At 61.5% G+C, this 13,579-nt stretch carries 13 protein-coding genes; 5 read left to right on the top strand and 8 right to left on the bottom strand.

All coding sequences use genetic code 11. The annotated features are described in order from the left end of the window. Window positions 1-92: 92 nt before the first annotated feature. The 5 genes from QXU72_07550 (at window position 93) to QXU72_07570 (ending at window position 5,608) form a co-directional block, all read left to right on the top strand. Window positions 93-1,421: a M20/M25/M40 family metallo-hydrolase gene (locus QXU72_07550; GenBank protein MEM0495094.1), complete on the top strand. Its 1,329-nt coding sequence runs from the start codon at window positions 93-95 to the stop codon at window positions 1,419-1,421. Window positions 1,422-1,465: 44 nt separating this feature from the next. Beyond that, window positions 1,466-2,887: an alpha/beta hydrolase gene (locus QXU72_07555; GenBank protein ID MEM0495095.1), complete on the top strand. Its 1,422-nt coding sequence runs from the start codon at window positions 1,466-1,468 to the stop codon at window positions 2,885-2,887. A gap of 61 nt (window positions 2,888-2,948) precedes the next feature. Next, entirely contained in the window at window positions 2,949-4,493 is a 1,545-nt protein-coding gene (locus tag QXU72_07560) for an oligosaccharide flippase family protein (GenBank protein ID MEM0495096.1), read from the top strand. A 57-nt stretch (window positions 4,494-4,550) separates the two neighbouring features. Further along, complete coding sequence (locus QXU72_07565; protein ID MEM0495097.1) at window positions 4,551-4,859, top strand: transcriptional regulator; 309 nt, start codon at window positions 4,551-4,553, stop codon at window positions 4,857-4,859. Between the two features lie 74 nt (window positions 4,860-4,933). Beyond that, on the top strand, window positions 4,934-5,608 hold the full coding sequence (locus tag QXU72_07570) for a metal-dependent hydrolase (protein MEM0495098.1): 675 nt from the start codon (window positions 4,934-4,936) through the stop codon (window positions 5,606-5,608). Here QXU72_07570 and QXU72_07575 read toward each other — a convergent pair. From QXU72_07575 to QXU72_07610, 8 genes are all read right to left on the bottom strand, one after another. Then, window positions 5,605-6,729 (bottom strand): radical SAM protein, encoded by a 1,125-nt coding sequence (locus QXU72_07575; protein ID MEM0495099.1) that lies wholly within the window; start codon window positions 6,727-6,729, stop codon window positions 5,605-5,607. The genes QXU72_07570 and QXU72_07575 overlap by 4 nt on opposite strands. Window positions 6,730-6,816: 87 nt before the next feature. After that, a complete protein-coding gene (locus QXU72_07580; protein MEM0495100.1) occupies window positions 6,817-8,058 on the bottom strand; it encodes a hypothetical protein in 1,242 nt (413 codons plus the stop codon). 87 nt (window positions 8,059-8,145) lie between these two features. After that, on the bottom strand, window positions 8,146-8,580 hold the full coding sequence (locus QXU72_07585) for a glycosyltransferase (GenBank protein ID MEM0495101.1): 435 nt from the start codon (window positions 8,578-8,580) through the stop codon (window positions 8,146-8,148). Between the two features lie 16 nt (window positions 8,581-8,596). Beyond that, window positions 8,597-8,866 carry a hypothetical protein gene (locus QXU72_07590; protein ID MEM0495102.1) on the bottom strand — a complete coding sequence of 90 codons (270 nt, stop codon included), beginning with the start codon at window positions 8,864-8,866 and terminating at the stop codon, window positions 8,597-8,599. Between the two features lie 236 nt (window positions 8,867-9,102). Beyond that, window positions 9,103-10,068 (bottom strand): glycosyltransferase family A protein, encoded by a 966-nt coding sequence (locus QXU72_07595; GenBank protein MEM0495103.1) that lies wholly within the window; start codon window positions 10,066-10,068, stop codon window positions 9,103-9,105. Between the two features lie 144 nt (window positions 10,069-10,212). After that, window positions 10,213-10,815: a hypothetical protein gene (locus QXU72_07600; GenBank protein ID MEM0495104.1), complete on the bottom strand. Its 603-nt coding sequence runs from the start codon at window positions 10,813-10,815 to the stop codon at window positions 10,213-10,215. Beyond that, window positions 10,784-11,152, bottom strand: coding sequence for a glycosyltransferase family A protein (locus QXU72_07605; GenBank protein ID MEM0495105.1), 369 nt, complete (start codon window positions 11,150-11,152; stop codon window positions 10,784-10,786). Before QXU72_07605 ends, QXU72_07600 begins: the two co-directional genes overlap by 32 nt. A 446-nt stretch (window positions 11,153-11,598) precedes the next feature. Beyond that, window positions 11,599-13,536 (bottom strand): hypothetical protein, encoded by a 1,938-nt coding sequence (locus QXU72_07610; protein MEM0495106.1) that lies wholly within the window; start codon window positions 13,534-13,536, stop codon window positions 11,599-11,601. Window positions 13,537-13,579: the final 43 nt, after the last annotated feature.

Raw genomic sequence — 13,579 nt, forward strand, 5'->3', positions numbered from 1 at the left:
TCCGGCGAGCACAGCCCTTCGGCGGGCAGCGCGGGAAGCGTTTCAACCGCTTGCGCGACAAGCAGATAAGCTCCGCAGAGCCTTCCTGGCGCGTGGAGCTAGCTAGTAAAGCCCGGTGGGTAGCCGACTTCCTCTCACGCTTAATCCAGGTGGATACCACCAACCCTCCCGGGAACGAGACACCAGCTGCGAAGCTCGTGGCTGAAGAGCTCGAGGGCCTCGGGGTCGAGTACAAGCTGCTCGAGAGCGCTCCGGGCAGAGGCAACGTGGTAGCCTGGGCTGAGTCGCGGGAGCCGGGCCCCTCTCTGCTCCTCCTCTCCCATCTCGACGTTGTGCCCGCCAACCCTGAGGAGTGGAAGGTGGACCCGTTCTCGGGGGCCGTCAAGGATGGTTTCATCTGGGGTCGCGGAGCGCTGGACGACAAGCTCTCCGTCGCAGTGTTCCTCAGGGTTTTCGCCGACCTGGTGGAGTCGGGGAAGTTCAAGGGGAGGCTCATCTACGCGGCGACAGCGGACGAGGAGATGGGCGGTAGGATGGGCGCCGGCTGGCTTGTTGCTAACCACCCCGAGCTGGTGAGAGCGGATTACGTGCTCAACGAGGGAGGAGGCTTCGAGGTCCCCGGCAGGAGGAGCCTCTTCCTCGTCCAGACCGCAGAGAAGGGAGTGTACTGGTTTAGGCTGAAGTTCAAGGGGAGGCCTGGGCACGCTTCGATGCCGCGCTCCGGCGTCAACGCTGTGCTGAAGGCGTCGGAGGCTGCGAGGAGGATAGCGGAAGGGAGCCCTCCGGTAGACCTCAAAGCCACGGTGAAGCTTTTCCTCCGGAGAACCCTGGAGTCTAGAGGGTTTCCCACACCGCTCGCGAAGCTGCTCTCCACGAAGCTTCTCGCACCTCTCGTCGTCGAGTTTTCCGGCGATGCGGCACCCATGATTGATGCAATGGTCAGGAATACGCTCGCACCCACGGTTGTGAGGGGAGGGGATAAGGTGAACATCATCCCCTCATCCTGCGAGCTGAGCGTCGACTGCCGCCTCCTGCCCGGCTACGGCGAGGACTGGGTGCGCCGGCACCTTTCAGCTCTCCTAGAGGGGCTCGACTACGAGCTGGAGTTCATCCACAGGGATTCGGCGACCGAGTCGCCGGTCGAGACACCGCTCTACAAGGCTATCGAAGCCGCAGTAGCTTCCGAGGTCCCCGGTGCTCTGACAGCACCCTACATGTCTACCGGTGGCACCGACTCGCGCTTCTTCAGGCTCTCGTTCGGCTCAGCCGCCTACGGCTTCGTCCCGCTGCGCAGCGACCTGCCTGTGAGCGAGATGCTGCGGCTGCCCCACGGTGTCGACGAGCGAGTGTCGCTGAAGAACATCGAGTTCTGCTACCGCTTAACAAGCAAGACGCTCGAAGCCTTCTACTCGCCCCGCTGAAGCGCGGGGGAAAGAGTTATAGCGCAGCTGTACGTGAGGGTAGAGTGCAGCGCAGGCTGCTAGCAGCAGTGCTCCTGCTGGTCGCGTACGCGCTCCTCACAGTCTACCTCGAGCTAGGTCTAGGCGTCTCGCGGCAGGAGGGCTACGTGGAATCCGGGGGCGCGTTTCTCCGCTACGTTGAGTGGAGGCCAGCCTCCGCTCCTAGGGGCGTTGCAGTCCTGTACCACGGCTTCGGGGGTAGCTCCGAGATGATGGGCTGGCTCGGGATGGAGCTCGCGCGCAACGGCTTTCACGTACTGGCTTTCGACAGCAGAGGGCACGGGAAGAGCTCTTCGAGCTTCAACATCACCGCCTCCACCCTCCTCAGCGACCTCGACGCGCTGCTCACAGCCGCGAACCTCAAGGGGGAGCCGCTGGTCCTGGTGGGCCACAGCATGGGCGGGGCAGCTGTCCAGACGATCGCGAGCAGGGGGGTGCCTGTCGAAGCCCTGGTGGTCATCGCTTCAAGGCCTGCTGCGGAGGCTCCCGCGAACCGCTCCCTGCTAGTTCTCGCAGGGCTAGACGAGATATTCCCACCGTCAGCCATCCAGCAACAGAGCCTGAGAGGCTGGGACTTGCTCGTGCTCCCGCTCGACGACCACCTCTCGGTGCTCTACAGCCCGGCAGCGGTGAACGGGATCCTCGAGTGGCTCCTCGGGAGCTACGCGTCCCTTGTAGGGGAGCGCCTCCTCGCCACTATTGCGCGCAGCGCCACCGCGCTCCTCCTGATGGTAGTGGCTTCCTCTCTACTGGCAGCCGGCAGCCCTGGAGGCACCTTTAAAGCGTCTTTCAAGCGCTGCGTTCTTCTCGCCGTGCTGCTCGCTCCGCTCGCCTTCCCCGCCTACCTGCTCCTCTCGAGAGCGGTTCCGGCGCCGGTTGCTGTATACATCCTCTCGGTGCTGTACACTCAAGCTGCCGGCGCGGCTATCGCTTCGAGGAAGAGCCTCGGAGAGCTTACCGGGAGCTCTCTACTCATGACGCCCAGGGTCGCCGCGTCGAGCCTAGCTATGAGCGCTGCCGCCTACCTGCTCCTCCACGAAGCGCTTCAACCCTTCTTCAACGTGGAGCCCAGCCTCTACCGCGCACCGCTCACCCTCCTCCTCTTCCTCCTAGCTTTCCCGCAGGCGTTTGCCTTCGAAGCCTTCGCGAGGCCAAGCTTCACCGGGGGCTTCGCGGCACGCTTAGCCAAGTCTATAGCTCTACGCGCAGCAGGCTTCCTCGCGGCGTGGGCAGCAGCGGCAATCGCGCTCGGGCCGGCAGGCTTCTCAGGCTACCTCCTAGTGGTCACCATGGTGAGCTTGCTCCTCCTAGTGCCTATAGACGCCGCCGCGACATCGTGGGCTGCTCGGGGCTCGCCTCTCGGGAACGCGCTCTGGACCTCTCTAACCGTGTCGCTCCTCATCTCAGCAGTCACCCCGATCCTGTAGAGGCGCAGCTTAATCCGGAAAAGTTTTTACAGGTAGTTCTCGAGAGGCGCTTGCTCGCCCGATGACCAGCGACCTAGCCGCTGCAGCACGAGAAGGTGGCTTGCGCGCAGTCTCCCTCCTCGGCGGCCAAGCGGTCTCCTACCTCATCGCGGGGATCGGCTCGATCATCATCGCAAGGCTCCTAGGCCCCGAGGGCTACGGCCTGTACAGCCTCGCGCTCGCAGTGCCGACGCTGGTAGCGCTGTTCACCGACTTCGGAGTCTCCCAAGCGCTAGTGCGCTTAACTGCTCGAGAGCGCGGGAGCCCGGATCTCCCCGGCAAGGTTGCCTCAGCTCTACTGTTCGCGCTGTTTACAGCGCTGGCTGCAGCCTCCGCAGGGGTCCTGGCGGCCCCGCTCCTCTCGGAGATCGTCGTGAGGAGGAGCGCGGTGGCTTTCGCCGCAGCTGTAGGAATGGCGTACGTTGCTCTCAACAGCGTAGCTTTGGCCAGCTACTCAACCCTGCTGGGTCTCGGAGACGCTCGAGGGCTCGCGCTAGCCCCAGTAGCGCGCGAGACTGTGAAGACTCTAGCAGCTCCAGCTCTCATACTTCTCGGCCTCGGCTACCTGGGAGCTGTGGTCGGCCACGTTGCAGGCTACGCGGCCTTCGCCGCCTTCACGGTAGCGAGAGTGGTGAAGCAGCTAGGTGTGGCTAAACCCGCTGAGCCTGCTCAAGTGAGGCTGCTGCTCTCCTACGGCTTACCGCTCTACGCGGGGACCGTTGTCTCCACGCTCATTAGCACGTACCAGCTGTCAGTTCTAGCGTGGCTCGTGAGCGATGTTGAGATCGGCAACTTCCGGGCGGCTTCGAACTTCGCCGCCCTGCTCAGCGTCCTCTCAGCCCCGATAGCGTCCGCGCTCTTCCCGATGTTCTCCATGATCGACGGGCCAGAGACCGCGGCAGCGTTCCGCTACTCTGTGAGGTACACAGCCCTAGTCCTGGTGCCAGCCGGCGTGTTCACCGCTCTCGCAGCACCAGACCTCGTCCGCACCGTCTACGGGCGGGAGTACGCTCTCGCCCCCCTCTACCTCTCGCTCCAAGCCCTAGCGTACCTCTACGCTGGGCTGGGCTCCGCGGTCCTCGGGAGCTACTTCCAGGGGTTGGGGAAGCCTGAAGTGAACTTCAGGGCGGCGCTAGTATCGTCTGCAGTGATCCTAGTGCTCACACCTCCTCTAGCGGCAGCCTTCCGCGTTGCGGGAGCGGTCGCAGCTACCCTCGCTGCAGCTCTAGCATCGCTGCTGTACCTCCTCAGGGAGGCTGGGAAGCTTGGCGCGAAGCTCGACTTGAACTACTCGCGGCGAGTGTACCTCGCCTCCCTCCTGGCGGGGCTGGCTCAGGCTCCTCTGCTGCTCCTCGAGCTGCACCCGCTGCCGAGGCTAGCTCTCTCGGCCGCAGTCTTCCTCGCAGCGTACCTCGCCTGCTGCGTACTAGTCAGGTGCTTAACGCTGGAGGACGTTGAGAGGCTGAAGAGCATCCTCGCCGTACCGCTCCTCAAGCCTCTCGTGGATAGCGCGGCGAGGCTAGCAGCGCGGTTCATCGCTTCCCTCGAGAGAAGCGGGAGCGGCTGACCTCCGGCCCGCAGCCGAAGCGAAGTATTTTTATAAGGAGCGTGTCAAAGCGTCTCGATGAACAGGGATCAAGCTATTGGAGCAGCGCTGATGGTGGGCTCTATCGCCGGTATAATCATCTACGGCTGGCTTCTCACCTCCCCCTACAGCTTCTTCATACTTCAGCTCACGGCTTTCGTCGCTGTGGCCGGGGTTCTCGCGATACTAGCCTGGATCGGGTACACCCTAGCCACTACCCCGCCCCCGAAGCCCATCGAGGAGATAGAGAAGGAGATCGAGGAAGAGCTGAAGAAGCTGGAGGAGGAGGCGAAGAAGGAGGGGCAGGGGTGCTGCCAGGAGAGCCAGTCCGCGCAGCAAGCTGCGTGAAGGCGCTTTCACCCTAGCTTCTTCTTTTGCGCGAAAGGGGTAAATCGCCCCGCGCGCCCTCAGAAGTGGTCGTCATGGGCTACGTGCGGTACCTGGGCCACGCGGCGTTTGAGATCTTCTTGAGCGGCAAGAGAGTTCTCGTCGACCCCTGGCTCACGAACCCTCTCTCGCCCGTTAAGCCCGGAGAGCTCACGGGCGTGGATATCATCGTGGTGACGCACGACCACGGGGACCACGTCGGCGAAGCAGCTGAAATCCTGAAGAGGAATCCCGGCTGCAGGCTCGTCGCGGTTTACGAGACCGCGGAGAGGATCGGCAGGGAGGCGCGCAGCGGGCAAGCGATTGGCGCGAACATCGGCGGAACCGTGAAGCTCGGCGAGGTCGAGGTCGTGCTGGTGCCCGCGGTGCACAGCTCCTCCACCGGCTCCCCGGCGGGGGCGGTGATCGTCGGGCGCGAGGGAGCGGTCTACCACGCCGGCGACACGGGACTCACGATGGATATGAAGCTCGTCGGCGAGCTCTACTCGCCGCGCGTAGCTCTGCTACCTATCGGCGGCCACTTCACCATGGGGCCTAGAGAGGCTGCGAAAGCGGTGGAGCTCATCCAGCCTGAGATCGCGGTGCCGATGCACTACGGGACTTTCCCCGTGCTCTGGGGCAAGCCTGAGGAGTTCAAGAGGCTCGTCGAGGAGAGGGGCTTGAGGACCCGCGTGGTTGTGCTCAAGCCGGGGGAGAAGCTCGAGCTCTAAACCGGGTAGTCGTGCCTGGTTAGCAGCCAGGGGTTACCGATGTGAACGCTGGATAGCCCCTCCTCTCTCGCTGCTTTCAGGGCTTCGAGCGCGTGCCTCCTGCTCGTCGCGGGCAGGTCCCGCATCCGGAAGTCCGGGTGGAAGGCTAGCAGGGAGTAGGGGGTCTCGGGGTTCACCGAGGCGATGAACTTGGCGATCGCGCGCACCTCCTCCACGTCCACGTATCCCGGAACCAGCAGCGTGCTCGCGGTGAACAGCGGGACCTCCGGCCGCTCCCTCGCCAGCTCCATAGCGCGCTTCGCGTTCTCGAGCACTGCCCCCACATCCCTCCCCGTCAGAGCCTTGTATATGCTGGGTGTCCACGCTTTCAAGTCGAACTTCACGATCCCCCCGCTCTCCAGGGAGGTTTTGAGCACTGCGCTGAACACGCGTGCACTGAAGTGCCCGTTAGACTCCCAACAAACCCTCATCACCCTCCCCTTGAACCTCTCTCTGAGCAGGCTGGCTACCCGGAGCGCGTGCGAAACCTGCGGCGAGGGGTCTCCGCCGAAAAAGCAGACGCAGGTGGTCGGCCTCCGCAGAGCAGCTTCGACGAGCTCTTCAGCGCTCACGCGGGGGCTGCGGCTAGATAGCAGCCGCCTGTAGAACCAGTTCTGGCAGAAGAGGCAGTTCGAGTTGCAAGCACCGTAGAACACCGCGAGGTTCGCGTAGCCGTCCTCGCAGCCCGGGCTCACCGCCCACTTCGGGTAGCCCAGCCCCGTAGCCCCCGGGCAGAACCAGAAGGCGACGCAGTTCGTCGGGTGGGGGTCGTAGTAGTACTCCAGGATCCCTGTGCGCGGCGCGCCAGCAAGGTTCACCAGCCTTCCCTCCTCGTTGCGCACGAGCCCGCAGTAGCCGACACCACCCTCCGGGATCTCGCAGCCCGCGTCGCATAGCCCGCACCTCAGCCCCTCCCTGCTCCTCGGCGGCTCTGGCGGAAGGCCTAGCCTGGCCCGCTCGGCCCTGTGAGCCTCCATAGCTACTTCCACAGCCTTCGGGTCGCTCCTCAAGCACTCAGCGCACACCCCCAGCGCTGAAGAGATCAGCATGGAGCGGCGCCCGCAGACTTTACACTCCCCCACCTCCAGCTCCGTAGCATCCCCGAAGAGCTCACCCTTAAAGCTGACCGTGCCTGGAGGCGCGGAGCTCCGCCGGCCGCCCCTAAGCCCCTAGGCGAGGGAGGGGTAGTGGAGGTAGCGCAGCCCGAGGAGCTTAGCCACCGCTCTGAGCTCTTCGACGACGTTGCCCGGGATGAACACGTGGTGGTTTGCAGGCGCGGCGCGCGGCAGCTCTTCAGCCCAGGGCCCGAGCTCGACGAGCGCTTGCGTCCTGCAGGCTGCCCCGCTCAGCAGCCCGGACTCCACAACCTTCGCTAGCCCTGCACCCAGCACCGCGAAGTCTGGGGAGATCGAGGCGATCGTGTAGGTGCTGTGGGCCAGCTTCCCCGAGAGAGCGTGCGGGTAGCCGGACTCGAAGTGCGGGAGCACTCTACCGCTCTCAACCATGTTGAAGGCGATCGTGCAGTGGGAGAAGACCCCCCGGGTCCCGCTGAACGCGGTAGCGTTAGCGATCCACCCCGCGTACCCTGTCAGCTCCCTCGAGACCAGCATGAGCAGCACTGCCTGAAGGTCCGCTTCGCACGCCGTGACGAGCCCTTCCGCGTTCAGCTTCGCGAGCGCGAGGCAGGGCGTCACCCCGCGCTTCACAAGGTAGTCGAAGCAGTCGATCGCCACGGCGTCAAACCTCCCGAAGAGCTCCCGCAGGGCCGCGTACACCCTCCCCACTTCGAGAAGCTTCTCCCCGGAGACGCCGAACGCTTCCCCCACCTCCTTGGCCAGCGCCCGGGAAACTGCCTCGTCAGCCTGCTCCACCATGCGCTCGAACTCGCTTTGAGTGATCAGCTCCACCCTGGCGCCCAAGCGGCGCTCGAGAGCCTCCGCCTGAGGAGGTAGAGCGTCTTGGATCACCGCCACCCTGACGCCGTGAAGCTTCGCAGCGGCGAGCACCGCTCTTGCTAAGCGCCGCCCCCGCTCCGCGCAATCCCCGCTCCACGGGCTGTAGCAGGGTGAAAGCCAGACCCGAACCCCCCTCGCCTCCAGCTTGTACCGGGCGGAGATCGCTGAAGCGAGGCTGTTGTGCTCCCCGTGAGCAAGCATAGCGACTGCAGCGAAGCCGCCCGCGCTCACGAACTCCTGGGCCAGCTTACTCGTCCCACCGGTCAGGAAGAGGAGGATCGGCAAGCCGCCGGCAGCCGAGGACCCAGCCCTCCTAGCCTCCTCGACGCTAGTGACCACGTCTACCTCCTCCACAGCGCTCCCGAAGGCGGTGCGCAGCGCAGCCAGGAGCTTCGAGTAGTACTCCTCGCCGTGCAGCCTCGAAGCTAGAGGTACGAGGACTGTTCTCACCGGCATAATGGCCTCATGGAGGGCAGACAAAAATCCCTTGCTTAGCTGTTACCTCCCAAGTTCTCGTACCGGCCATAGCTTTCAAGCGAAGGCTTAGCCAGTTAAACTGCCGGCAAGCTTTTTCGCTTCCTCCAGCGACCTCTCCGTGCGCCTTCTCAGCTCTTCTCTCGCAGCTTTGTCGACACGGACCCTAAGCAGCATCTCCATGGTCTCTGAAATGCTTTCCTCATCGTTAAGGAAAAAGAGCGCGTAGCCGCCGAAAAGCTCGCGAAGCGTTTTAGTCGAAGACACTGCGAGAGGCTTCGCTAAGGCTACCGCCTCCCAGGCTGCCATCATCGCAGTGTACTCCCTCGTGGTTGCTGCCACAACCCCCCTCGCGCACGCCAGGAGCCTGTAGTACTCATCATCCGGAAGGAATCCGGTGAACTTAACGCGCGGGTTTTCGTAGCGCTTAAGCCAAGGCCTCCTCCCCCAATTACCCGTTACGAATAGCTTGACGTCTCCCCTAACCCTGTGGAAAGCTTTCACCACCTGCTCGACAGGCTCAGGGAGCGAACGAAGCAGGCATAACTAAGTACTCTTCCCCCTCCGGGCATTTCCAGGCGTAGCGGCTGCGGAGCCGCTGCTCGAGCAGCGGCCAGGGATCGTAAACGACGAGGATCCTATCCTCCCAGCTGTGCGGCAGCAGTTCTAAAACCTGGTTGTTGTGTACGATAACAGCATCGCATCTTTCGAGAAGCTTCTTGAAAGGCGCGTTGAGGACGAAACTTTTCCAATCGTCGTGCACGAGAAACCCGCTGTGTACATCAGCCACCAACCTAAACCCGTATACTCTCTTAAGGGTCACAGCTTCAGCGAGGAGGGGACCCTGGGGGAGTTGAATCCACACGTTCCGTGCTGTCGAGCGCCGCAGCAGCTGAGCTGTTCCCGCCATAGCCCTTAAGTAAGGCGGGAATCCCGGAAGAAGCCACTTTCATCCCGAGCAGCTCTGCGAGCAGCTCTGTTCTTCTAGAGAGGCGCCGCCAAGCGATAAATAAACCGCATCATCTGCTACAACTCTGCGTGGTAGTTTTTAATAGCTTCACAGACGTCGGGAAGATCCCCCCTTAGGCTGCGGGCAACGTAGTACCTCCACATCAGCTTCACAAGCTGCTTCTTCACAGCTATCGGCACCCCTTGTGCGCCGTACACGCGCAGGTGAACCCAGACCGTTGGTGCCAGGCCAACCACGGGCCTCACAAGGGAGAGCCACGCGCCGAGCCGCGACCGCGGCACACTGTAGCTCTCTGCGACTATACCGTACTTCAAAGCTACTTTGAGCGCTTGCTTTATTTGCTGCTTCTCCCTGCTGAAAGTCAGCGGCTCTGGAGGGTGGAGGTGCGTCACGCCCACCGGGTTGACCACGTACCTGTACCCCCTGCACCGCACGTAGTGGTGAAGCCACGCGTCCTCGAGCACGTGCAGCTCCGGCGGGATTCTCACCCCTTCCACTGCCTTCCTCCTAAGCAGGGTGTCGTGCGTCCCACCCCTACGCTCGAACGCCTCGACGAGGTAATCCCCGTAGTCCCGCCCCAGAGCCTCGATGTAGCGTTTCTTCGAGATATCAGCGTCCCAGTTGATACCCCACACCTCTCCCACACGCTCATCCTCTAAGGCTTTATTCTCCTCGACCCACTTCCACCAGCCCTGATTTAGAACGCAGTCGTCGTCGAGGAACATTAACCACTCCTCGCTGAAGTTCTCGAAGAAGGTGTCGAGTGCCGTCTGCCGCGCCGTCGCCCGGGTGGGGTGGCTCCAGCCCTGTGGGAGCCGGGAGCGCGTCGCAACAAGCTCTTTGCCATTTTCCTCTGCGAACCTCCTCACAGCCTCTGCTGTCTTCTCCGAGGAAGAGTCATCCACCAGGATGACGCTGTAGTAGGGAACCTGGAGCGATGCTTCGAGAACTTTCAGAAACACATCCTCGCCAACGCGCTCAACACTGTCCTTCACGATCATTGAGAGCACAGCTTTAACCATGCAACTCAAGGAGTAAGGGGAGAGGAATAAAAAAAGTATCACTGGCGATTCTCCGTAAGAGGATCTAACGTGTTGTGTCTCCGAGTTAGCCATCTGAGGCTGCTGAGAGCGCTGTATACAGAACGAAGATGTTTATCAGAAGCCCTACGTTTTAAACCTCTTTTTGCGACTTGAACTGCAGCATATCCTAAGAATGTAGCTCGCAGCGGTTAAGGCGAGGAGAATATTACACCGAACTACCGCGTAGACCAGGAGAGATAAGACGGGCGCGTACCCGAGGTATAACGCGTGTCTCGGGTTGCGAGCAAGGTAAGTTATAAAGGGCCTAAGCCCTGGCTTCAGGTCTAAGCATAGGGCTTTAGCCTTACCCTTCTTCCTCAGCCCTTTCATAAGCTCTGAAAGCGGCTTGCCAGTGAAGATATCAACTCCAGGGTCGCTTGTGAGGTTCAAGTCTATGGCGCGCACTCCCTCATCGAGAAATACGCGGAAGCCCAATGCCCTCGCTCTCCAGCAGAAGTCTAAATCTTCGTAGAGAGTGAGGTCAGGATCGAAGCGCACCTTTTCCAAGGTCTCCTTCCTTATTAGAGTGGCGCTCATCGTTACAGCCGGCACTTCTACTACTCCTCCGGCAGCGCCACACCGCATTTTGTCGAGCTCCCGCCACCCCTCCTCAGCGTTTCTCACAGCGAGAAAACTCACCGGGGCCGAGATGATGTCAGCCCCCCATTTCGATCGCCGAGCCGACAAGCCTCTCCAGAGCGCAAGGCTGCATGATAACATCGCTGTCCCAGAAGAAGGCGAAATCCCCTCGCACACGTGATATGCAGATGTTCCTTGCCTCCGGGATCGTGCTTGGCTGAACGATTATCTTGTAGCCTGAGAACCCAGCTGTGGAAAGCAGATCCCTGCAGATCTTAACCGTTCTGTCCGTGCTGCCACCATCAACTACGACGACGTACAGCCTATCTTTCGGGTAGCTCTGCGAAATAAGGCTGCGCAGAGCTTCGCTGATAACTCTTTCCCTGTTGAGCGTGATGATGCAGACGGTAACGAGCGGTTTGCTGGCAGGCATTTCGCTGGCCATCCAGCCACCGGCGACAGTTGTAATGTATCGGTAAATATTTAGCTGAAACATTGCATACCTTTCCGCTCCGGCTTTGCCTATTTGCACTAAACGCCGGTTGCTCGATTAACTAATAAGCTTCTAGTCTCTCTCAGGAGAATATAGCTTGCTAGAAACTTCTCCAAAAGCTTTCTCTTTTGCTAGCTCAGCTGCCTGGCTTGGGTGTATTTCTCTCTATTTTGCTGCCTAATCCGATCGCGAACAGCCGCTGTGCCCGGTGGGAGCTCCAGCACTCCAAGTCCTACCTCTTGCTTACAGGTTCTCACGCGCTTCGATGGAGGCTTCGATTCGAGTTCAGAAGAACCAGAGAGTGCAGGTCAGAGTTCTAGCGCTCTTCTCAACCAGGAAGAGAAGCAGGGGGAGCCTACTGCTGCGAGGTTTTCTTCGGGGCGGGCGGCTTAGACGCGCTAGCAACGCTCACCTTCTACATTCTCTGCTTTCTGACAGCCCTGGGCCTGGAGGAGGTAGATTTTGAAGGATCCTTCCTTCAGGAGGTAGAGGTCTCCACAGTCGAGCTCTAGCTCAGCGAAGGTCACGAGGATAAGCTTGCCAGTACTGTTGAGAAGGCTGCACGCTTTCACGCTCAAGGGTGTAGCATCCCAGATCAGTGCGGAGGGGGTGGGGTTGCGCACCGCTAAGTGCACCCACCTAGCCACGTTCCCGTTTTCAGCGAGGACCGGAGCTCCCGGCGGGTTCTCCAGGAAGTATTCGGCCACTTCTGCCAGCTGCTCTGCGCTGGGAGGGCTGGGTCCGAAGAACGAGGGAACCTCTCTGAGGCTTGAAGTGTATTTGGCTGCCTGGCCTAAGGAGAAGGCGTTGAGCGTGCTGGGCAAAGCCACTAGAAGGAGGTAGGCGGCGATAATCCTCCTATCTTTTGTAGCGCCAACGAGCCCGGCGGCTGCTAGGGTGGAGGCGAGAGGTGCTGCGCCGATCAGGAACCTGTACCACGTGGTCACCGCGGTGTAAGGAGCTATCAGCGGAGATAGGCCGGCAGACATCAGAGCTGCTAAAACCAGTTTAGTGTACTTCAAGCCGGGTCTCGCGAGAGCCAGAGCCGCGAAGGGCAGAGTTAAGCCGTAACCAGCCGCCAGGTAGCTCGCAGCCTCGCCTGTAACTGCCACAACGTCCGCGTAGGCCGCCATGCCTGGGAAGGCGACTCCAGTATACTCGCTGGGAGCTACGAGCCGCGTGAAACCCCAGTACCAGAGCTCGAGGGCGGTCGAAGCGGCCAGAGCCGCGGCACCGGTCGCAATCGACGCGGCATCGCGGCGCCTCATAGCGCTTACTACGTAAGCTAGGGACAGAATGATAGCGGCGAACGCCGTCACCTCGTGGCTCATCGCAGCGAGCACGACGAGCGCAGCCGCAGCGAGGCGGCTACGTGAGCTCTCGCGTAGATCGTCGATGTCGAGGCAAGCAACTGCGGAAACCAGGAAGATGGAGCCGAGAAGCTGGCGGTGGTAATCCCACGAGATCCTAAAGTTGAGGAAGTAGAGCGCCGTCAAGGTACCCGCCAGGAGGCTGGCCTTCCAGCCCAGCCTGAGGACTCTCTGAGCGTAGAGCACCGTTGAGGCAGCTAAGGTGGCGTACGCCAGCGGCGGGTAAAGCTTGAACGCTACCCAGGCGTGGCCAGCTAAGGCGGCCGGCAGCAGTACGATGTCGAGAAGCGGGGGAATGTTGCGCAAACCGCCCATCCAATAGTAAGAGGTGAAAGGGTTCAGCTTCTCCGCGAAGTCAAGGAGGTGAGCCATGTATTCGACGGTATCCCACCCCACTGGCCAGGGCCACCAGAGAATCTCAGGAGTGATCCTCCACGCGAACGCGAAGAGGAAAGCTAGGAGCACAGCCGTCCAAGGCCTCGCCGTGACCGCGCTCGCAACCGACCTCAGCCCACTAGTAAGCTGAGCCTCCACTTCCGCGAGGGTCGGGCCGCGAGCGAGTTCAAGCGGAGAGCCAACCAAGGCGTGAAGCGCGGAAGACGCAAAGATGAGGAGCGAACCCGGGAACACCCAGAAGGAGAGGCTAAGCCCGAGGGTCGTATACGGCCCGCCGAGAGGCGGGATAACGATGAAAGGAACCATGTAGAGAGCGTTAACGGCGAGCGAGCCCAGCCTACCTACAGCGACCAGCACAAGCCCCTCCAGCTCGAGCATGAGGGTTGAGTAGATGCTCGCCCTACCCCAAAAGAGCTTGAAGTCGGCGGCTGCTGTCAGAAGCGAGAACGCGGCAGCCCCCCAGATAGCGTAGTCGTAAAGCACGACATTGAATTCCGTTTCAAAGAGAGGCTTAACAGCAAACACGAGCATGAAAGCAGCGAGCGCAGGCAACGGGCGAGCTTTCATCATTATCGAGCTGCTCGAGCTATCAGGGTGCACGGTCTCCCACCAG

It is taken from the genome of Thermofilum sp. (assembly GCA_038741495.1).
In the GTDB taxonomy this organism is placed as follows: domain Archaea; phylum Thermoproteota; class Thermoprotei; order Thermofilales; family Thermofilaceae; genus Thermofilum.

What these genes read in the sequence shown, in the direction of transcription:
- QXU72_07560 (MEM0495096.1), top strand. Translation starts at nt 2,949, where the DNA reads ATGACCAGCGACCTAGCCGCTGCAGCACGAGAAGGTGGCTTGCGCGCA.
- QXU72_07565 (MEM0495097.1), top strand. Translation starts at nt 4,551, where the DNA reads ATGAACAGGGATCAAGCTATTGGAGCAGCGCTGATGGTGGGCTCTATC.
- QXU72_07570 (MEM0495098.1), top strand. Translation starts at nt 4,934, where the DNA reads ATGGGCTACGTGCGGTACCTGGGCCACGCGGCGTTTGAGATCTTCTTG.
- QXU72_07580 (MEM0495100.1), bottom strand. Translation starts at nt 8,058, where the DNA reads ATGCCGGTGAGAACAGTCCTCGTACCTCTAGCTTCGAGGCTGCACGGC.
- QXU72_07595 (MEM0495103.1), bottom strand. Translation starts at nt 10,068, where the DNA reads ATGGTTAAAGCTGTGCTCTCAATGATCGTGAAGGACAGTGTTGAGCGC.
- QXU72_07605 (MEM0495105.1), bottom strand. Translation starts at nt 11,152, where the DNA reads ATGGCCAGCGAAATGCCTGCCAGCAAACCGCTCGTTACCGTCTGCATC.
- QXU72_07610 (MEM0495106.1), bottom strand. Translation starts at nt 13,536, where the DNA reads ATGATGAAAGCTCGCCCGTTGCCTGCGCTCGCTGCTTTCATGCTCGTG.